The sequence below is a fragment of the Treponema saccharophilum DSM 2985 genome (assembly GCF_000255555.1).
GTDB lineage: Bacteria > Spirochaetota > Spirochaetia > Treponematales > Treponemataceae > Treponema_D > Treponema_D saccharophilum.
Genome location: NZ_AGRW01000054.1, coordinates 200,484 through 220,724 on the forward strand (window position 1 = coordinate 200,484; position 20,241 = coordinate 220,724).

Sequence of the window (20,241 nt, forward strand, 5' to 3'; positions counted from 1 at the left end):
GATAACATAACGTATGGAAAACATTGTCGTTCTTTTCGCGGGCTTCGAGCTTGGACGTTCCGTCAGGAATCGCTATTTAGGCTCGTCCGCAATACGCCTGTGCGTCGAGTGGGGCGCGAGGCATTCCAGCAGCAGGACATTCATCCTCTCTACGAAGGGGAATACCGATACGATTTTTTCATTAATATCATCCTCGGAGGCGCTCAGCTCCGTGGAATTCGTGGAGCGCGATTTTTGGGACGCGCGGACTGTCGCCTCGTGCGTGTCGGAATGCTGCGAGAAGGCGGGCGCGAAATGCGCGCTGTTCGCTTTCATAGACCAGCCTTTCATGAGCGACTCCCTTGCCGGGAAGATGCTCGGCGTCCACGCGGATAACCTTGCCGAATACACGTTCGCGGACGGATTCCCCGGCGGCATCGCAGGCGAGGTCATCGATTCCGGGGCGGCCTCGCTCATCGCGTCGCTTGCCGAGGGGAAGGAAATCCCCGCGTCGCGCACCATGTTCATGGACATAATGAAGGGCGACATAAATTCGTTCGAAATCGAGACGGTCCTTTCGGAGGTCGATTTCCGGAGGTACCGGCTGCTTTTCGAGTCCTCGTCTGCGGGCGGGGAGGCTTCGTGCGCCGCGCTTTGCCCCGTCCTTCCCGGCTCGTTCAGGGAAGGACGCGCGGAGGACATAGGCCTTGCCGCGCTCTCGTGCGCCGATTCCGTCAGGACGCTCCCGTTCTTCTTCGACGTGCAGATAACGTCGCGCTCGAACCACGTGACGCTCTGCTCTCCGCCGCCGGCGCTCGGTGTGGGCGGATTTCCCGACATGGACATCGGAAAATTCCGCGCGCTCGTCCGCGCCGCCAGCGAGATGAACCCGGACGCCGTGTTCTCCCTCTCGTGCTTCGGAGAGCCGCTGCTCCATCCGTCGTTCATCGATTTCGCGCGCGCCGTCCTTTCCGAGAACCTCCGGCTCCTCGTGGAGACGGACGGCATCCTAGTCGGCGGGCTTGCTGAAAAAATACGCGGGCTTTCGGAATTCCGCGACAGAATGGACTGGATTGTCGACATCGACGCCGCGGGCGCGAAGACGTACGCCGCGGTCCGGAACGCCCCGGAAGGCGATTTCGAGAAGGCGGTCGGCGCCGTCTCAGTTCTTTCGGGAATGTTCCCGTCGCGCGTCTACCCGCAGTTCACGAGGATGGACGCGAACGAGCACGAGCTTGAAAGCTTCTTCCGCTTCTGGAAGGATTCCTCGTCGCCGTCTGGCGGAAAAGTGATAATAAAGAAGTTCGATTCCCTCTGCGCGTCGCTTCCCGACAGGAAGCCCGCCGACCTTTCCCCGCTCGTCAGGAACGCCTGCTGGCATCTTGCCCGCGATTTTGTCGTCCTAGCGGACGGAAGCGTCGTCCCGTGCCGCGGGTGCGGGGCTTCCGCCTGTGTGGGGAACGTGTTCTCGGAGGATGTCGGCGAGATATGGGCGCGCGGGAAGGAGCTTTTCGCGGAGCATCTCTCGGGAAAATTCCGGGGCAGGTGCGGGGGGTGCGATGAATACTATACCTTCAATTTTTAACCAGCGAGTCGTCGCGAGGACCGTGTTCGGAGGGAGCGAGGTCTGCCCGAACGTGCGCATGGATGCCGCCGTAATCCTCATAAACGGAAGCTGGAGCCCGAGCCGGATGAAGACGCTCGACATGCTCCTCGACTGCGGGTTCAAGTCCGTCGTTTCCGTGGAGCGGAATCCGGAGAACTACAACATCGAAGACATCTCGCACCGCTTCCCGTCCGTCAAGTTCATAATACCGCTCGAGCGCGTGACGGACGGCGATTTGGTGAACATGGCGATGCAGGAAGTGGAGGGGGAGTACGCGCTTGTGCTCCGCGACTCAATCGACATATTCGCGAACATACTGACGCCGAAGCTCTTTTCGAAGATTACCGAGGGAAAGCCGTTCTGCGTGTGCCCCTGGCTCAAGCTTCAGGACGGCGTGTCGTTCCCCGTCGTCTTCAGCCCGTCGTCCGACGGCTCCGTTTTCCGCGTGGACTCGTCGACGAAGATTACCGACGGAATAAACAACCTCTATCCGTTCGACGGAATCGCGCTTTTCAACAGGAGCAAGTTCATCGCGCTGGGCGGCTACGACTACACGATAGTTCCCGCGTACTGGCAGAACCTCGACTTGTCGTTCCGCGCGTGGCTGTGGGGCGAGAAGATAGTCCTCTCGTCGTTCCTCACGATGAGCTACGGCGCGGACCGGGCGGAGGAGGACACGACGGCGAGCCAGTATTCGAACAGGTTCTACCTCAAGAACCTCGTGCCGAAATTCGTGCGCGACCACGCGGAGATTCCCTGGTCGTCGTTCCTGCTGTTCCTGCCGCGCTCGTCGTGCGGGTTCTTCGAGGCGCTGGGGCAGTTCCGCGACGCGCGCCGGTGGGTGCGGGAGAACCAGTACCGTTTCCGGCTCGATGCCGTTTCGCTCGTCGAGGGATGGGGCGAGGAGGAGGAGAAGGCGAACGCGCAGAGCGTTGCCGCGATGCTCCGCGCCGTCGAGAACGTCCAGGCGGCAGAGGAACGCAAGAATGACGGCGGAATTCCCGCCGAGAAAGATAAAAAGGAAAAATAGGATTTTGATATGAAGACAATACTTGCGGCGCAGTGCCGGCTTTCATCGACGAGGCTTCCGAGAAAAGCCCTCCTACCGCTCGGCGGAAAGACAGTCCTTGACTGGAGCCTTGCCTCCATGAGGAAAGTTCCCGCGGACGCGTATTTCGTTGCGACAGATGCCGAGTCCGCGGACGAGCTCCGCCCGATATGCAGGCGGAACGGCTTCGAGGTTTTCGTCGGCCCGCTTGAGGACGTCCTCGAAAGGTACTGCCTGCTGATAGAGGAGACGGGCGCCGATGCCGTCATTCGCGCGACGTGCGACAACCCGTTCCTCTTCCACGAGGCGGCGTCCGCCCTCGTCGAGCAGTTCTGGAGGCGGAACGAGACGGGAAAGGTCGATTACATAACGTGGACGGGGCTTCCCCACGGAAGCGGCGTCGAGATGTTCGGGGCGAAGGCGCTCCTTGAGGCGCGGCTCGGGACTTCGGAGCCGTACGACCACGAGCACGTCGGCCCCGCGCTCTATAACCACCCCGACAAATTCGTGAGCGTGATGCTTCCCGCCCCCGCGGAATGGAATTTCCCGTCTCTCAGGACGACAATCGACACGCAGCCGGATTACAGGCGCGCCCTTGCCGCCGTCAGGAAGATTTCCGGGGGAACGTCCCGCGTCGAGGAGCCGTATTCGTGCGCGCAGATTGTTGAGGCTTTCTCCGACCGTTCCGTCACGTCGCCGGTTCTCTGCGTCCCGTGCGTTTCCCGCGGCAACGGTACGGGGCATCTCCGCCGCTGCCTTTCCGTTGCCGTGTCGATATGCGCCGACGTCTACATTCCCAACGACGCGGGGCTTGAGGAAATCGACGAGCTTTTGTCCGAGGCGGAGGGCGACGGGTTCTGCGAGTGGCAGATTGTGCGCCATCTTCCCGATGCGGGCGGATACTCGCTCATCCTTACGGACGCGTTCTCGATTGAGCGGGAATTCGCGCGCAGGCTTGCGGAAATCGCGCCGGTCGTCGCCGTTGACGAAGGGTCGTCGAACACCGATTTCTGCGACTTCCTCCTCGACATAATCCCGTCGTACGGTATTTCCCGTCCGGCGAACGTGAGCGACCCGCTTTTCGTGACGCTCCCGCACAACAGGAGGAGCGCGCCGCGTCCCGCGAAGATAGCGGACATAAAGAAGATTCTCGTCACTGTCGGCGGGGAGGATCCTGCCGACCTCGTCGTTCCCGCGGCGATTGCGTTCGCCTCGCTCGACCAGAAGCGGTTCGGGGAGCGGCTCGTCACGGCAATCGTCCAGAATCCCGAGGAGGCTTCCGGGCGCGTCCCCGAGAAAATCCGCGGCCTGATAGAATTCATAAAGCCCGTCCATAATCTCCGCGAGAAGCTTTCCGCCTACGATTTGGTCGTCTCCCATTACGGGTTCACGGCTTTCGAGGCGCTTGCCGCGGGATGCGGCGTCGTCCTTCTCGGAACGTCGTCCCTCCACATAAAGCTCGCCGAGAAATACAAATTCCGCTGCCTTCCCGCCTACATGCTCTCCGCGGCCGGGGCGGAGGACGCGCTTTCGGACATTGCCTCGCTCTATCCGTCGTCTCCTCTTTACGACGGAGAGAGCGACTCGTCGAAGGCGAATCCTGCGTGCAAGGACCTCGGCTCTTTCGTGTCGAGCCTGTCGAAGGGAAGGCGTTTCCCGTGCCCGGTTTGCCAGTCGCATCACGGCGTTTACGACGACCCCGTCATCGCGCGGACTTCGCGCCACACGTTCAGGCGGTGCCACAACTGCGGGATGCTCTACATGTCGTGGACGTTCGATTCCGAGGACACGAAGTACGACGAGACCTATTTCTTCGAAAGCTACAAGAACCAGTACGGGAAGACGTACCTCGACGATTTCTCGCAGATAAAGTCGCAGTGCGTGAGGCGGACGACGTTCGTCGACATGATTTACCGGAAATCGCACCGGAAGATTGTGACGCCCACTGTCCTCGACATCGGATGCGCGTTCGGGCCGTACCTGGACGCCGCGGACGATTCGGGCTGGCAGGTTTTCGGGACGGACGCGTCGAAGGAGGCTGTCGATTACGTTCAGAACACGCTCCATTATCCGGCTGTCGTGTCCCGCTTCCCCGCGTTCGATCCCGTCGCCGCTTTCGGGGTCAAGCAGTTCGATTCCGTGACTATGTGGTATGTCATCGAGCATTTCCAGAATCTCGATACTGTCCTCCGCGCTGTTTCGAAAATTCTCAAGGTGGGCGGCGTGTTCGCGTTCTCGACGCCCTCCGCATCGGGCGTTTCGGGGCGGTTCAACACGCAGGGGTTCTTCGACAATTCCCCCGCCGACCACTACACTTTGTGGGAGCCGTCGCGCGCGGCGTCAATCCTCAAGCGATACGGCTTTCGGCTCGTGAAAACATCGTCGACGGGGCATCATCCCGAGCGGTTCCCGTCGTTCCGCTCCGGCGTGAGGCGCGGGCTGAAATGGAAGTTTTACGGGCTTATGAGCCACCTTCTCTCGCTCGGGGACACGTTCGAAGTCTACTGCGTGAAGGAGAAGGACATCTGACGTTTTTGCTCTCCCGGGAAACAGGGAGCGATTTCTTGGACAGCGGGATTCGTATGCCCGCATAACGGAGAATTTAAATGAAGAAAATACTTATACTCGGCGCGGGCCTTATGCAGAAGCCCGCAATCCTCGCGGCAAAAAGCCTCGGGCTGTCGTCTGTCGTCGTCGACGGGAATCCTTCGGCGGTCTGCGTACCTCTCGCGGATGAATTCGTCCACGTCGACCTCAAGGACAGGGCTGCGCTTCTGGAGCTTGCCCGCACGATTGGCTCCGACCTCGCGGGCGTCTTCACCGCGGGTACCGATTTTTCGGCGTCCGTCGCCTATGTCGCGGAGAATATGGGGCTTCCGTCGCACAGCTTCCAGTCATGCCTCAACGCGAGCGACAAAGTCCGCATGCGCGGATGCTTCGAGCGAGCGCGCGTTCCGTGCCCGTCGTTCCGGGAGGTCGTCCGCTCGCAGATTGGAGAGCTTGAGAAGGAAGTCGTTTCGGGTGCCGTCCGCTTCCCGAAAGTCGTCAAGCCGTGCGACAACATGGGCGGCCGCGGCTGCCGTCTGGTGAGGAGCGCGGAGGAATTCCTTCCCGCCGTCGAGGAGTCCGTGAGAAATTCGCGCACTTCGAGGGCCATTTTTGAGGATTACATGGACGGCGCCGAATTCTCCATAGATTCCATCGTGTACAACGGCACGCTTACGATAACGGGTTTTGCGGACAGGCACATATTCTATCCGCCGTATTTCATCGAGATGGGGCATTCCCTCCCGTCGGAGGTCGATTCCCGCATAAAGAACGAGCTTATAGCGACTTTTGCGCTCGGCATAAAGGCGCTCGGCCTTACGTGCGGCGTCGCGAAGGCGGACATCAAGTACACGAAGGACGGCCCGATGATAGGAGAGATTGCGGCGCGCCTTTCGGGCGGGTACATGAGCGGCTGGACGTTCCCGTACTCGAGCGGCATGAACCTGACCGAGGAGGCGATGAAAATCGCGGCGGGGCTCAAGCCCGATTACGTCCTGGCGAACAGGAAGAGCCTTCCGTGGGAACCGCACGATTCCGTAAAAGATATGGAGCAGCCGTTCGAGCTTTTCGAGATAAGGAGCAGCCTCGTGAGCGCGGAGCGCGCCTGGGTTTCGATTCCGGGCGTTGTCCGCGAGGTGTGCGGGCTTGACGACGCTTCCGGAATTTACGGCGTCAAGGATGTCCTTCCGCGCGTGAAAAGCGGCGACAGGGTCGATTTCCCGAGGAACAACGTCGAGAAATGCGGGAACATAATAGCAGTCGCGCTGGACAGGAGGACGGCTTACCGTTCCGCGGAGGATGCGGTGTCGTCGATAACGCTCCGGCTCGAGCCCCGCAACGAGGCGACGGACAAATTCCTTTCCGGCGGGTGCGAGAAGGACGAGGCCGGATTCCCCGTCCCCGCGTTCACCCTTCCGCAGCCGGCGGAGGACGTGCGGAAGTCGTTCGCTTATTCGCGGACGATTCCCGCGGGAAAGCCCGTCCGCCCGCTTCTTCCCGAGCCGCTTGAGGCGCTTGCCGGTTCCCTCCGCGACTGGAACCACTGCACGCTTTCCTTCACGCTCGAGAAATTCGACAGGCTGTGCCCGAACCATCCGGAGCTTGACGGGGCAGGGTTCTGGAACGCAGTCCTCCGGGGCGGTATCCAGGGCGCGCTCTATTTTGCGGACTGCCGGAAATGAGGGCGCCTTTCATGGAGGTTCGGGAATGAGGAGGTTTTTTTCTTTTTTTGTTGCGCTCCTCGCAAATGCGTTCGCGGTCGCTTCGAACGCGTCCAACGTCAGCTCGATAAATTTGCTTTCCGAATCGCAGAAGCTCGGGTTCTCCGTGCAGTGGGATTCCCTTTCCGCGAGCGGGATTATCGAGCGGGCGGGGCATCGCGTCTCGTTCCGCGCGGACGACCCGTTCGTCCTTCAGGATTGCAGGAAAATGGAGCTTTCCGATGCCCCCGAGATTCGCGACGGTGTTCTCTACGTCTCCCAGCGCTTTATCGACAGCGTGAGCCGGTTCCTGCGGGATTCTGCGTACGGGGAAAATTCGTTCCGCGTCAAGGCGATTCTGATTGACCCGGGGCACGGCGGAAAAGACCCCGGCGCGATGGCGACCCACAAGTCCGGAAGCGGAAAAATCCAGATTCTTGAGAAGGACGTGAATCTACGCGCAAGCCTGCTCCTTTACGAGAAGCTGAAGGCTGCCTATCCCGACAAGCAGATTCTCCTGACGCGCCGGAAAGACATCGACCTTCCGCTCGACAAGCGTACCGAAATCGCGAATTCGATAAAGCTCAGCGAGAACGAGGCGGCGATATTCGTCTCCGTCCATTCGAATTCGAGCCCGGACAAGCGCGCCAGCGGGTATGAGGTATGGTATCTCGATCCCGCGTACCGGCGCACCGTCCTTGAGAAGGGCGCGGAGTCCGACAGCGCGCTCTACAATATCGTGAACGCGATGATGGAAGAGGAATTCACGATGGAGAGCATGATTATATCGAAGCTCATAATAGATGGAATCCAGGCTCAGGTCGGGACGGAGGCGAACCTGCGCGGCATAAAATCCGAGGAATGGTACGTCGTCAGGAATTCGAACATGCCGGCCGTTCTCATAGAGCTCGGGTTCGTGTCGAACGAGGACGAGGCGAGGAAGCTTCTGGACGATGATTACTTGAAGAAGCTTTCCCTGGGCATATATAATGGGCTCAGCGCGTTCGTCACTCATTTCGAGCGTTCCCACGGTTTTACCGAGATGAATTGAGCGCGATATTCTTTGTTATGGTGTTGAAAATGCTTGATGTCAGGAAAATAGCAGGCGCGTTTTTTGCCGCATCGCTCGCGCTTGCCTTGTCGGGCTGCTCCGGCGGTTCCGAATATACGATGCTTTTCCCCGAAATCGGTGTCGGCGACAAGAAGGAAATCATCAGGAAGGAAAAGCGCCGCCTCCCCAAGGAGCCTTCGCAGGGCGTGATTGCCATGTTCGTCGAGGAGCTTGTCCTCGGACCGCAGACTCCGCGTCTCCGCCCGCTTTTTTCGAGGGGCACCCATGTTGAATTCTGCTTCATGGGCGGCAACGATTTGTATGTCGATATTTCCCGCGATGCCCTTTTTGAGCTGTCCGACGCCGTCGACATACAGGGCGGCATCTCTCTTTTCGAGGAAAACATACGGAAAAACTTTAAAAATATAGAAAATATTGTGTTATTTATCGATGGCAGGGTTGTTAATGAATAGCACTTTTTTCAGAAAAAAAGTTGACAAAACAATTGTCTTATTAGATACTTAAAAGCACAAGGCTACATCAATCGAATTTAAAGGAGCTTCGAATGAAGAAAACTTTAGTTTTATCAGCAGCAGCGATGATGCTCGTTGGAGCAAATTCTTTCGCTAAAGAGTCAACTCTTATTGACTTCTCTTTGTTGGATGCTGACATCACTGTCAAGATGTCTGAGAACGACCAGGGAGACAAGCCGAATGAGAACAAGCGCACTGTAATGGATTACAGCATTGCCGCTGGTGCAACTTATGATCAGGCGCAGAGGGATCTTATGAAGACCTCTCTCTACGTGGAAGAGTGGGAGATTGAGCTCAACAGTTCTGCTCGCAACGTCAACAGCTTGGCTCTTTCTCAGGTCAAGGCTGCTCCTGTTCGCGAGAATGCGAAGGTTCCGTTCGCTGGCCAGAAGGTTATGGGCGTTCGCGTCCTTTTCCCGGCTGTTGCGGCGAATGCAAACGCGGTTATCAAACCGCCGTTCGATATCCCGGCTTACGAGCCCCTCTCTACAGCTGACGACACAGGTGCTCGCCAGCCGCAGACTGACGAGGAGAAGGCTTCTGGCCGCACGCTCTTCGAGGCTGATTCTGATGATACACCCGCTTACGGTGTCGTCAAGAACGTCGGAACAATCAAATCTATCGCCGTTACGACGATGGGTATGAACTTCCCGCACAAACTCTATGTTCTCCTTGGAGATACTGATGGAAATCATCGCCGCTATCTCATGGGCAACCTTGAGTTCGATGGTTGGAAGACTCTTACTTGGAACAACCCTGACTACATCTCAGAGGTTCGCACTCGCGAGATTCGCGTGTTCCCGATTTATCCGCGCGGACTTCCGTTCGTGAAGTTCGAGGGATTCCAGGTTGCTCGCGATGCTCTCCACGCTGGTGATGACTTCATCGGTTACTTCAAAGATGTCAAAATCATCTACGACAAAGCTGAGCTCACGACAGAGCGCGACATCGCTGACGAGGATCTTTGGGGTATCGTTACCCGCAAGGAGAAGGCTCGCCAGAATGCTGAGATGACACGCTTCGGCAACAAGCAGGTTTCTCGCTACATCGAGAGGTCTAAGATGGCTACTGAGGATGCGTTCTCATCAAGCCTCGTTGAGGGTTCTGATTCAAATGCTCAGTCAAACGGCGGAGCAACGGAAGCTGATGCGAAATAAGTTCTGATGTTTTAATCGATTGAACTGAAAATGGGTTCCATGCAGTTTTGTGTGGAGCCCATTTTTTTTCTCGTAAAATTGATTTTCACAAAATACAGTGCTACCATTATTTATGGCGTTTTTGCTTATGTTGAAAATGCACAATTATCAAACAAGGAAATGAAATGGAAGCACGAATCACTTCTTTGCCCAATAAAAATGATATAAAATTCACTTATGAGTCCTACAATCCGGTGTTGTCGGAAATTCTGGAAAAGATAGAGAGCAAACTCAGGAAGACAATAAAATTGGCTTCGATGCCGACCTATAAATCACGCGTGAAATCGTTCGGCAGTTATTACCGGAAAGTCCTTCGCCTGAAAGCGTCCGAGGCCGAGAAGACGAATTTCGTTCCGTTGACCGACATGATGGGGATAAGGGTCATCTGCGCGTTTCTTGAGGATTTGGGGGAAGTAATCCGTCAGGTTTGCGATAATTTTGACGTAAGGGAGATTGAGCATAAGGGTGCCGAGCAGAACTTCAGGGAATTCGGATATGAGTCCGTTCATGTGCTTGTCGCGATTCCCGATGACTGCATGCCTGAAAAAAAGACGCTCCCGTTGCCGGACAACATCGTTTGCGAGATTCAGATTCGGACTATATTGCAGGATGCGTGGGCGGAAGTCGAGCATGAGCTTGTCTATAAGACTGAATTCACGCCGTTCGATTTGCCACTGAAGAGAAAGCTGGCCTCGATGAATGCCAGCCTGAGCCTTGCGGATATAATATTCCAGGAAATACGCGATTATCAGAAGAAACTGCAGGGGGAAGTTGATGCGCGCCGCTCCGCGTTTTATGAAAAGGCTGATGAGGTGACGTTCGATGCGGTTGCTTTGCAGAAGAGCATTCCCGAGACGAAATCGATCAACAGGGTTACGCCGTATGTCCGGGGAACTATCGATGATATGCTTCTTGAGGCAATTCATGCGCATAATCACGGTGAGCTCGACAAGGCGATAAAAATATACAGCGACATTCTCAGTTCGGACCCTATTCCTGCGCCTCCCGTTTTGGCTGTAATATTCAAGCATCGCGGAATGGCGCATTTTGCCCAGAACAACTACAATGCCGCGCTGAGCGATTTCCGTTCGAGCGTGGAGAATGACAGCAACGGGTTCCGGGCTTTTTACTACATCGGAATCGTCCAGAGCATAATGGGAAATCATAAGGATGCCGTCGAATCATTTTCGGCGTCGATAAAAATAAATGAGTATCAGTCCCATGCCCATTTCCGTCGGGCGATCGCGTATTTTGAGCTTGGCGAGTATGACAAATCGCTGGCGGATTTGAATGCCGCGCAGGCGCTCGGGCTTGACGATGCTGGGTGTCGGGCGCTGAACGACAAGCTTGTAGAGAAATTCGGAATGAAAATGTGAGCGGGGCGTGTCTTTCAATGAGCGGCGGGATTGACCCGGCGGAAAATGCCGGCAGCGTTTTATCCGCGGAGGCGATGGCTGATATTGCAAAATCGCTTCCGTCGGGCAATTGGGATGTGGTGTATTTTTCGGGGAATGCGGATTCATGCGGAATAGTCGTTTCCGTAGGGGAGCTTCTTGGCGGCGTATGTGATGCCGGCGATTTTGTCGTTTCAGTCCACCGTTCGCGTGCCGTGCCGTCAGAGGATGATTTGTCCGTCTCGTCCGAATGCGTGGAATCAGGCAGGGGCTTCATCGTCACGGACGAAAAATTCAGCGATGTCAACGTGGTGGTCTCTCCTCGTGCCAGAAAATCGGCGGAGAAAATCGACGGGAACGAGGCTGCTTTTTTCCTTTCGGACGGCGGTCCGCTCTCAAAAATGTACGATTCCTACGAGGAGCGTGCCGGGCAGATACAGCTCGTGATGAAAATTGCTTCGGCATTCAACGAGGATTCCATAGGCGTTTTTGAGGCGGGAACCGGAGTCGGAAAATCTTTTGCGTATCTCGTTCCGGCGATGCTTTGGGCGCACAGAAATGGCGAGCGCGTCGTTATTTCGACGGGCACCATAAACCTTCAGCAGCAGCTCATAGAAAAGGACATTCCGCTCGCCGAGAAAATAGTCGGGTGCAGCGTGAAGGCCGTCCTCGTAAAGGGGCGGCAGAACTACATTTGCCTCAGGCGGCTTTCCGACGTTGCCGACGACAGGGGACTGTTTTCCGATGACGAGGAAGCTTTTGAGGGCATAATGAGATGGTCGAAGGTCACGAAGAGCGGAAGCCGGAGCGATTTGCCGTTCCAACCGCCCGAGGGGCTTTGGCAAAGGGTCAATTCCGAGTCGGATGCGTGCATGGGAATGAGGTGCCGGTTCTATTCGAAATGCTTCGTGATGAAGATGAAGCGGGATGCAAGCGACGCGGGAATCCTCGTCGTGAACCACCATCTGCTTTTTGCCGATATCGCGTCGCGGAGGGACGGTACAGGGTTCGATGTTCCTGCCGTCCTTCCTCCGTACAAGCGGCTTGTCCTTGACGAGGCGCACGGGATTGAGGGTGCGGCGACGAGCTTTTTCAGCGAAAGTTTCAGCCGGTTCAAGCTTATAAAACAACTGAATATACTTTTCAAAAGGCGGAAAGCCGGGGCGACAGGTCTCCTTTATTCTCTTTGCGCGCTTTCCGAGTCGGAGGATGCTTCCGCGGAGATTGAGGCTGAAATCGAGGCGGCAAAGAACGCCGTTTTTGCGCTCGAGGAGGGGGCCGATGCGTTCCTTTCGGGCGAGGGGGCTGTACGCGTCCGCGGGGACAACGAGCCGCGGTTCGCGCCGGTCGTCTCCCTTGTCGGGGCGCTGCGCGTCTCTCTCGTGAATATCATCGCGAGTTTGAGGAATGTCGTCGACGGAATTCCTGATGACGACAGGAACGAATCTGCCGTATGGGAGGCGCAGACGGTCGTTCGCCGCCTTGAGGCTATTGTCGCGGTCTGCGGGAATTTTTCGGAATGGCGGAGCCATCCCGAGTCGGTTTTCTGGATTCAGCGGCTCAGGCTTCCGCCTTCGTTTGCGGGCGGTGACGGGAAGGACATCTACTTCCAGTTCATGCAGACGCCTCTCGATATAGCGCCGTTGATGGAGAACGGCGTTTTCTCTCCGCTCGGGACTGTCGTCTGCACGTCGGCGACGCTCGGCATCGAAGGTCGGTTCGATTATTGGGAGAAGCGCTGCGGCGTCGGTCTCCTCGAGCCGTCTCGCGTCAGCCGCGGAGTGTTTCCGTCTCCGTTTCCGTATGAGCGCAATATGGTTTTCGCCGTTCCGTCCGACGCGCCGTTCCCGGACAGGACCGAGGAATTCCAGTCATTTGTCGATTCCGCTGTCGCGAGCCTTATCAAATGCGCGCTCGGGCGCACCCTCGTGCTTTTCACTTCGTACGATATGCTCCGGCGTACATACAATGCCGTCCATGAGGAGATTGCCGATGCGGGAATCACGATACTGAGGCAGGGCGACGACGACAGGTTCAGGCTGATGACGCGGTTCAGGACGGAGACGTCCAGCGTTCTTTTCGCTACGGATTCGTTTTGGGAGGGCGTCGACGTTCCGGGGGATTCCCTTTCGCAGGTCGTTATCGTGAAGCTTCCGTTCGGCGTACCGAGCGATCCCGTTTTTTCTGCGCGCGCGGAGCTGATTCAGAATGCGGGGGGGAACTCGTTCATGGAGCTGAGCGTTCCGGATGCGGTGATAAAATTCCGTCAGGGATTCGGGCGGCTTGTCAGACGATGCGACGACAGGGGGGCGGTCGTCGTCCTCGACAGGCGCATAATCGAGAAAAGATACGGCTCGCTGTTTCTTTCGAGCATTCCTCGGACGAAACGCGTCTACGAGCCGCTCCATTCTCTTGTCGGCTCTATAAAGCCGTATCTCGTCTGATTTTTTCCGTTATGGCGGCGGCGCTTCGGTAGAAATTTTCCTCGACTATATGGGGAAATTTCTCCCTTATCTCGTCGAGGGCGTCCATGAGGTCGTCCGCGGACAGTATTATTTCCGCGTAGCCGACCTCCCGCTTCTGCGTCGCGGCGTAGTTTTCAATCTGGTTCACTAGCTTTACCTGCTTCAGGGAAAGAAGCTGCTCCATCTCGTCCTCGCTGAGAATCGGCGCCTTGAAATTCATCACGGGTTTCAGCATCGGTTTTGCGTCAGGGTTTTCCGTTTCGAGAAGAAGCTCTGGAATCGTCTTTCCTTCCGCTACGGCGTATGTCGTCGTCATGCCGGAAATCCTCGGGTTCACCTCGATTACGAACCACTTTCCGTCCGAGAAGACGAGGTCGACCTGCGCTATTCCAGACAGGTTCAGCTTCTGCGCCATCGTCATGAGGGATGACTCCAGCTCCGCAATCCGGTATTTTCCGCCCGTGACTGGGCCCGCCTTCACGCTCTGCTTGGGGCTCGTGATTCCGTATTGGTTCACGGAGAACATGAGCGGCGGGTAGATTTTGTATTTTCCGTCAGAGCCGTGTATTTCCGTCCCGAACTGCTCGCCGGGAATCAGCTCCTCGACAATCCTGTCGGACGAATTCCGCCGCGACAATAGGAAGCTTTTTGCCTCGTCGAACGTGCCGACGACCTGCATCCCGTATGAGCTCAGCCCGACGGTGTCCTTTATCACGACGGGGTAGCGCAGCGAGCGTATTTTTTCGAGGACGTATTCGGCGTAGACGTTCTCGCGCACGCGCCCCTTCGTTCCCGCGCACACGAAAAGCCAGTGGTGGACGTAGACGGCCTCCGCGACGTTCATGCCGAGGCTTTTGAGTGCCATGTGCGTCCTGAATTTGTCGAACATCTCGATTCCCGTGTCGCTCGAATGCGCGATTGCCCTGATTCCGTTCCTCCTGAGGATTTCTGCCACAAGCCCGTCCTTGACGGTGAGCCAGTCGAACGGATCGACCCAGAATGTCGCGGCGATTGCGATGTCGGGCTTCTCCGCCATGACCGCTTGCGCGAATTCCTCCGGCGACGACGCGCTGTCGGGGACGATGGTGCATCGTATTCTTTCGTCCGAGCTTTTGATGTCGTTCCCGTCCATGTCGAGCAGGAACGTGCCGGGTTTCTGCGTCACTATCGAGAACGCTGTGTCCGGATGCGCGTCGGCAAGCATCTTGAGCTGCTCCGCGCATGTCGGGCGAACCTTCGTCGAAATTTTTGTCCCGTCAAAATGGTTTGAGTTTGTGCTGAAGAATACGATTTTCTTTCTGTCGGTGGAGTCCATTTCCCGTTTTTCCTGTCATGGCGCCTTTTCTAGGGCAGTGCTATTTAAAAAAACGGAATCCCCCCGGCGGAGGAGTGCACTCAACCAGCCGAGGGGATTCCGTTGTGAAGATTCATCTCAGTCCGAAATCATTTGAAATCTTTCGGACGGCGCTCTGTTCTCTTGCACTTTGAGCACTCAGCGATGTTCCTGAGTCTTCCGTTTTCATAGAGAGTCTTCATGTTGATTTCACCACCGCAATCCGGGCAGATGAATTTTTGTGTAGCAACTGTCGTACGAGAGTTTTTACTGGCTCCAGCCATGACTAGCCTCCAAAATAATAATCGATTATTCGCCTTTTCTGCAAAAAAAACGGCTTGTCGGGATGACAGGATTCGAACCTGCGACATCTTGGTCCCAAACCAAGCGCGCTACCAACTGCGCTACATCCCGATGTTGGACGGTGAGAGACTCGAACTCCCGACAACCTGGGTGTAAACCAGGGGCTCTACCAACTGAGCTAACCGTCCGAAATGTTCGAGTATCATATCAGAAACTTCGGATGAAGGTCAACTGCGGCGCGCGTTCGTTTTCCTCGATTTGCGAAATGCGCTTCAGAATGGAATGCCGCCCGGAAAATCGACGTTTTTGTTCGTGCTGTTGCCGTCATTTGCGGGTGAAATTTCTTCGGGGATGACCTCGTCTTCGGGCAGGGCGTTTTCGTAGCAGAGCAGCGTGCCGTCATCGCTTTTTCCGCCGCCGGAGCCTTGGCTCCCGCCCTCGATTTCCCACGTGTACGAAAACTCGATGCCAAGCTCCGCCATCTTTTTGTAGACCCTGAACGGCTCGCACCACGGGGAACTGAAATAAATCGAGAGCGTTCCTTCGTCGATGAAGTCGTCCTCTCTGTCGCAGATGGCGTCCCATTTGCAGCCCCAATGGTCCCACCGCCATTCGTACCAGTTGAACCACCCCGCATCCTTTCCGAGGTGCGCCGCCTCGCGCTCTTCGTCGTTGTGCAGAACGTATTTTTCCTCGCACTCTTCTTGTGTCTTTGGCTCTGGGATGAGCCATTGATACGAAAATCGACGGCTTCCTTTTCCGTAGTTCCGTATGAACGAATCGAATTCTTCCCTCGTCGGGAACGTCAGCGTGTTGGTGCACCAGTTAGGCATGTTTTTTTCCTTTTCTCTGTCCTCAAATCCGGGATGACGCCGGAAATCAGGACAGTGAGTTTGTGTTTGTGATGTAATTGTAGGGCGAATTCCGTAATATGCAAACGTTTTTCACGTGTGGAAAATGTCTCCGAAATGTGCGATAATCGTTCGATTTTTCTATAATAACAAACGGCGAGGCTATATTTTGTACAAGCAAATCGATTCAAAGGCGGACTTCCCCAAACAGGAGGAGGAAGTCTTGAGGTTCTGGCAGGAGAACGACATCTTCCAGAAATCAATCCGTCAGAGGGACAAGGCGGAGGAATTCGTGTTCTTCGACGGTCCTCCGTTCGCGACGGGTTTGCCGCATTTCGGGCATTTCATTCCGTCAACGATAAAGGACATCATCCCGCGCTACCAGACGATGAAGGGAAAGAAAGTCGAGAGACGGTTCGGCTGGGACTGCCACGGCCTTCCCGTCGAGAACCTCATCGAAAAGGAGTTGGGAATCAACTCGAAGCACGAGATTGAGGAATACGGCGTCGCGAATTTCAACGACAAGTGCCGCGCGTCGGTGCTCAAGTATGTCGGCGAGTGGCGCAAGACGATAACGCGCATGGGGCGTTGGGTCGATTTCGACAACGACTACAAGACGATGAACCCGGACTTCATGGAGTCAATCTGGTGGGTCGCAAAGTCGCTCTGGGACAAGGGGCTTATCTACGAGGGAAAATACATCCTCCCGTACTGCCCGCGCTGCGCGACCGTTCTTTCCACGCATGAGCTTGCCCAAGGCTACAAGGACGTGAACGACCAGACCGTGACGGTCCGTTTCCGAATCAAGTCTCTTCCTTCCTCTTTTGACGACGACGTTTCGGGCGGGAACGCATACTTCCTCGCGTGGACGACGACGCCGTGGACGCTTCCGTCGAACCTCGGGCTCTGCATGGGGCCGGAAATCGATTACGTGAAAGTTCTCGACAAGGAGTCCGGCGACTTCTACATCTTCGCGGAGGCGCGTCTTTCCGCGTACTACAAGGACGCTGACGGATACGAAATCGTCTGGAGGCGCAAGGGGCGCGACTTCGTGGGCGCGACGTACGAGCCGCTTTTCCCGTATTTCGCGAATCTTGCCGATGCTTCCGTCTGCGCGGAAATCTCGGGCGAGAAGTGCGCGGCGGGCGCGTTCCGCATGTTCAACGCGGATTACGTCTCGACGGAGGACGGAACGGGAATCGTCCACATCGCGCCGTCGTTCGGCGAGGAGGACAACAAGGTGTTCCGCGGTTCGGGCGTTCCGAATGTCGAGCCTATTGACGCCGAGTGCAAATTCACCAAGGAAGTTCCCGATTACGTCGGTCGTTTCGTGAAGGACTGCGACAAGGACATCATCGAGCGCCTCAAGAAGGAGGGGAAGCTCGTCAGGAAGGCGCAGGTCCTGCACTCGTATCCGCACTGCTGGAGATGCGGCTCCCCGCTCATCTACCGCGGAATCGGCTCGTGGTTCGTCCGCGTCGCCGACCATCACGACGCGCTCCTCAATTCGAATTCGAAGATAAAGTGGCAGCCCGCGCACATAAAGGAAGGCAGGTTCGGAAAATGGCTTGCCGGAAGCCGCGACTGGGCGGTCAGCCGCAACCGCTACTGGGGAAACCCGATTCCGATATGGAAGTGCGAGGACGCCGACTGCAAGCACGTCATCTGCGTCGGCTCAAGGAAGGAGCTGCAGGAGCTTTCCGGAATCTACCCCGAGGATTTGCACAAGCAGTTCGTGGACAAAATCGAGATTCCGTGCCCCAAGTGCGGGAAGAAGATGCGCCGCATCCCCGAGGTGTTCGACTGCTGGTTCGAGTCCGGGTCGATGCCCTATGCGCAGCAGCATTATCCGTTCGAGAACAAGGAGTATTTCGAGAAGCATTTCCCGGCGGACTTCATCAGCGAGGGGCTTGACCAGACGCGCGGATGGTTCTACACGCTCACGATTCTCGCGACGCACCTTTTCGGGCAGCCCGCGTTCAAGAACTGCATCGTAAACGGTCTCGTCCTTGCCTCGGACGGTCGCAAGATGTCGAAGTCGCTCAGGAACTATACCGACCCTGTCGAGGTCATCAACAAGTTCGGCGCGGACGCGCTCCGCCTGTTCCTCACGCACTCCGCCGTCGTCAAGGCGGACGACCTCCGCTACTCGGACGAGGGCGTGAAGGAAGTCGTGAAGAACATCCTCATCCCGCTCTGGTCGGGATACTCGTTCTTCGTGACATACGCGAACATCGACAAGTTCACCGCGACGGGAAAGGCGTTCGTCGGAAAGAAGCCGGCGAACCCGCTCGACGCGTGGATAGTCAGCGTTGCGCAGAAGATGGTCAAGGACGTGACTTCCGCGCTCGACGACTACGACTTGAGCTCGGCGATTGACCCTCTCGTGAATTTCATCGACCAGATAAACAACTGGTACATCCGCCGCTCGCGCCGCCGCTTCTGGAAGAGCGAGAACGACGCGGACAAGGCGGAGGCATACGAGGCTCTCTACTACGCGCTCAAGACGTTTTCCCTCTGCGCCGCGCCGTTCATCCCGTTCATCTCCGAGGAGATGTGGCAGAACCTCCGCACGGAGGGCGACGCCGAGTCCGTCCATCTCGCCGACTTCCCGAAATACGACGAGAGCCTCCGCGACGAGGCGCTCGAATTCCGCATGGCGACGGTTCAGAAGGCGGTCTCGATGGGACGCTCGCTCCGCAACACGTTCAACCTCAAGAACAGGCAGCCGCTCCTTTCCGTCCAGCTCGTCACGAGGAACGCCGACGAGCGCGCCGTCCTTGAGGACATGAAGGCGACGATTGCCGAGGAGCTGAACGTGAAGAGCGTCGAGTTCCACGACAAGGAGGCGGATTTGGTCGAGTACGGCGCGAAGGCGAACTTCAAGGTACTCGGAAAAATCCTCGGCGGCAAGATGAAGGCCGCTGCCGCCGAAATCGCCAAGCTCGCGCCCGAGCAGATTGCTGGAATCGTTGACGGCGGGACGGTGGAGATTTCCGTCGACGGCGAGAAAGTTTCGCTCGATTCCGAGACCGTAATCGTCGAGCGCCGCGAGAAGGCCGACCTCAAGGTCACGAACGAGGGGACGCTTACCGTCGCGCTTGAGACGAAGATTACCGACGAGCTTCGGAAGGAAGGATACGTGCGCGACCTCGTGCGCGGAATCCAGAGCCTCCGCAAGGAAAGCGGTTTCGACGTCACGGACAGGATTTCGCTCCGCGTCGGTGGCGACGATGAGCTTCGTGCCGCGTTCGACATGTTCCGCGAGCTTGTCTGCGGGGAGACGCTGAGCGTTTCCGCCGAATGGGTCGATTCGCTTTCAGGAAGCGTCGTCGAGTCAGAGGACAAGAAGTGGAGCATCGCCGTTGCGAGGGTGTAAGCGATTATGGGGGCGGATCGCGGTTCTTGCCGCAGCCGTCCTCTGTTTTGCCGCGCTGTTCCAGTCGTGCACGTCGTCGTCGCTTCCTGCTGATGTCGCCGCGCGCGATTTGCTCGTTCCCGATGCGGAGATATATTTTTCCGTTCCGGTCGAGCCGAACAAATCATTTCTCATGAAGGCGTCTTCGCTCGCGTTGTCCGGGACAAAGCCGGGCGATGTGAGGAAGATGCTTGAGCGTATCGATGCCGTGTATATTTCGTGCAGCGGGATAGACGGGGCATCGCCGACCATCGGCGCCGTGGCGTCGGGCTCGTTCCCCGCAACGCTCGCGGGCTTTTTCCTGAAAGAGGGGAACGGATGGAGACGACGCGAGGTCGGCGCGCACAAATGCTACGACCACATGGATACGGGATACGGCTTGTCGTTCGCGTCTTCGTCGTTGGCATGTCTCGCTTCTGACGGGGATGCTCTTTCCGCGGAGCTTTCCCGTTTCGATTCTGCGCTTTCAGGCTCCCTTTTGGAGCACGTCGATTTTGCCGAGTCTGACGGCGCGATATCGTTCTTCATTCCCGATGGCGGCTGGTTCATGGAAACGTTCCTTTCAAACGGGTTTATAAAAATCGGCGGGGTGGAGTCTGTGGCGGGCTTTCTGTCGCAGGTTGAGGGCGCGGAGGCGTTCGACGTGTCGCTTTCGCTCAAAGTGCCCGACGAGCGGATGCGGCGCGCGGTGTCCGGGATGATGCGGATATTCGGGCTGCGCGCCGAGGTTTTGGGAGAGGACATCTCCGTTTCCGGGGTAAGGCTCGGATGGGATGCACTTTTGTCCCGCATATGCAGGTAAGAGAATTCGGAGGAA

At 57.0% G+C, this 20,241-nt stretch carries 13 protein-coding genes and 2 tRNA genes; 11 read left to right on the forward strand and 4 right to left on the reverse strand.

The window, feature by feature from the left end; translation table 11 throughout:
- Positions 1–13: 13 nt before the first annotated feature.
- The 9 genes from TRESADRAFT_RS13350 (at position 14) to TRESADRAFT_RS13390 (ending at position 13,498) form a co-directional block, all read left to right on the forward strand.
- Complete coding sequence (locus TRESADRAFT_RS13350) at positions 14–1,564, forward strand: spiro-SPASM protein (RefSeq protein WP_002706364.1); 1,551 nt, start codon at positions 14–16, stop codon at positions 1,562–1,564.
- A complete protein-coding gene (locus TRESADRAFT_RS13355) occupies positions 1,539–2,615 on the forward strand; it encodes a hypothetical protein (RefSeq protein ID WP_002706365.1) in 1,077 nt (358 codons plus the stop codon). Before TRESADRAFT_RS13350 ends, TRESADRAFT_RS13355 begins: the two co-directional genes overlap by 26 nt.
- Before the next feature lie 9 nt (positions 2,616–2,624).
- Positions 2,625–5,162 carry a cytidylyltransferase domain-containing protein gene (locus TRESADRAFT_RS13360; protein WP_002706366.1) on the forward strand — a complete coding sequence of 846 codons (2,538 nt, stop codon included), beginning with the start codon at positions 2,625–2,627 and terminating at the stop codon, positions 5,160–5,162.
- 77 nt (positions 5,163–5,239) lie between these two features.
- Entirely contained in the window at positions 5,240–6,862 is a 1,623-nt protein-coding gene (locus tag TRESADRAFT_RS13365; RefSeq protein WP_002706367.1) for an ATP-grasp domain-containing protein, read from the forward strand.
- A gap of 25 nt (positions 6,863–6,887) precedes the next feature.
- Positions 6,888–7,931 carry an N-acetylmuramoyl-L-alanine amidase gene (locus tag TRESADRAFT_RS13370; protein WP_002706368.1) on the forward strand — a complete coding sequence of 348 codons (1,044 nt, stop codon included), beginning with the start codon at positions 6,888–6,890 and terminating at the stop codon, positions 7,929–7,931.
- A 17-nt stretch (positions 7,932–7,948) separates the two neighbouring features.
- Entirely contained in the window at positions 7,949–8,404 is a 456-nt protein-coding gene (locus TRESADRAFT_RS13375) for a GerMN domain-containing protein (RefSeq protein ID WP_002706370.1), read from the forward strand.
- Positions 8,405–8,496: 92 nt separating this feature from the next.
- Positions 8,497–9,621: a flagellar filament outer layer protein FlaA gene (locus TRESADRAFT_RS13380; RefSeq protein ID WP_002706371.1), complete on the forward strand. Its 1,125-nt coding sequence runs from the start codon at positions 8,497–8,499 to the stop codon at positions 9,619–9,621.
- 233 nt (positions 9,622–9,854) lie between these two features.
- Positions 9,855–11,036: a tetratricopeptide repeat protein gene (locus TRESADRAFT_RS13385; protein ID WP_338321148.1), complete on the forward strand. Its 1,182-nt coding sequence runs from the start codon at positions 9,855–9,857 to the stop codon at positions 11,034–11,036.
- A gap of 74 nt (positions 11,037–11,110) precedes the next feature.
- The gene (locus TRESADRAFT_RS13390; protein ID WP_040843271.1) at positions 11,111–13,498 is read left to right on the forward strand and encodes an ATP-dependent DNA helicase; all 2,388 of its coding nucleotides are present in this window, start codon (positions 11,111–11,113) and stop codon (positions 13,496–13,498) included.
- Here TRESADRAFT_RS13390 and TRESADRAFT_RS13395 read toward each other — a convergent pair.
- From TRESADRAFT_RS13395 to TRESADRAFT_RS13410, 4 genes are all read right to left on the reverse strand, one after another.
- On the reverse strand, positions 13,476–14,834 hold the full coding sequence (locus TRESADRAFT_RS13395) for an ATP-grasp domain-containing protein (RefSeq protein ID WP_002706374.1): 1,359 nt from the start codon (positions 14,832–14,834) through the stop codon (positions 13,476–13,478). The two genes, TRESADRAFT_RS13390 and TRESADRAFT_RS13395, sit on opposite strands and share 23 nt — an antisense overlap.
- Before the next feature lie 359 nt (positions 14,835–15,193).
- Positions 15,194–15,266, reverse strand: a tRNA-Pro gene (locus TRESADRAFT_RS13400).
- Between the two features lie 4 nt (positions 15,267–15,270).
- Positions 15,271–15,343 (reverse strand) — tRNA-Val (locus tag TRESADRAFT_RS13405).
- Between the two features lie 84 nt (positions 15,344–15,427).
- The gene (locus TRESADRAFT_RS13410; protein ID WP_002706376.1) at positions 15,428–15,988 is read right to left on the reverse strand and encodes a hypothetical protein; all 561 of its coding nucleotides are present in this window, start codon (positions 15,986–15,988) and stop codon (positions 15,428–15,430) included.
- 187 nt (positions 15,989–16,175) lie between these two features.
- Here TRESADRAFT_RS13410 and ileS point away from each other — a divergent pair, with 187 nt between their 5' ends.
- Together ileS and TRESADRAFT_RS13420 are read left to right on the forward strand one after the other, a co-directional pair.
- Complete coding sequence (ileS, locus tag TRESADRAFT_RS13415) at positions 16,176–19,385, forward strand: isoleucine--tRNA ligase (RefSeq protein WP_002706377.1); 3,210 nt, start codon at positions 16,176–16,178, stop codon at positions 19,383–19,385.
- Complete coding sequence (locus TRESADRAFT_RS13420) at positions 19,372–20,226, forward strand: hypothetical protein (RefSeq protein ID WP_002706379.1); 855 nt, start codon at positions 19,372–19,374, stop codon at positions 20,224–20,226. Before ileS ends, TRESADRAFT_RS13420 begins: the two co-directional genes overlap by 14 nt.
- Positions 20,227–20,241 lie beyond the last annotated feature (15 nt).

What these genes read in the sequence shown, in the direction of transcription:
- TRESADRAFT_RS13370 (WP_002706368.1), top strand. Translation starts at nt 6,888, where the DNA reads ATGAGGAGGTTTTTTTCTTTTTTTGTTGCGCTCCTCGCAAATGCGTTC.
- TRESADRAFT_RS13380 (WP_002706371.1), top strand. Translation starts at nt 8,497, where the DNA reads ATGAAGAAAACTTTAGTTTTATCAGCAGCAGCGATGATGCTCGTTGGA.
- TRESADRAFT_RS13355 (WP_002706365.1), top strand. Translation starts at nt 1,539, where the DNA reads ATGAATACTATACCTTCAATTTTTAACCAGCGAGTCGTCGCGAGGACC.
- TRESADRAFT_RS13375 (WP_002706370.1), top strand. Translation starts at nt 7,949, where the DNA reads ATGGTGTTGAAAATGCTTGATGTCAGGAAAATAGCAGGCGCGTTTTTT.
- TRESADRAFT_RS13350 (WP_002706364.1), top strand. Translation starts at nt 14, where the DNA reads ATGGAAAACATTGTCGTTCTTTTCGCGGGCTTCGAGCTTGGACGTTCC.
- TRESADRAFT_RS13390 (WP_040843271.1), top strand. Translation starts at nt 11,111, where the DNA reads ATGGCTGATATTGCAAAATCGCTTCCGTCGGGCAATTGGGATGTGGTG.
- TRESADRAFT_RS13360 (WP_002706366.1), top strand. Translation starts at nt 2,625, where the DNA reads ATGAAGACAATACTTGCGGCGCAGTGCCGGCTTTCATCGACGAGGCTT.
- TRESADRAFT_RS13410 (WP_002706376.1), bottom strand. Translation starts at nt 15,988, where the DNA reads ATGCCTAACTGGTGCACCAACACGCTGACGTTCCCGACGAGGGAAGAA.
- TRESADRAFT_RS13365 (WP_002706367.1), top strand. Translation starts at nt 5,240, where the DNA reads ATGAAGAAAATACTTATACTCGGCGCGGGCCTTATGCAGAAGCCCGCA.
- TRESADRAFT_RS13395 (WP_002706374.1), bottom strand. Translation starts at nt 14,834, where the DNA reads ATGGACTCCACCGACAGAAAGAAAATCGTATTCTTCAGCACAAACTCA.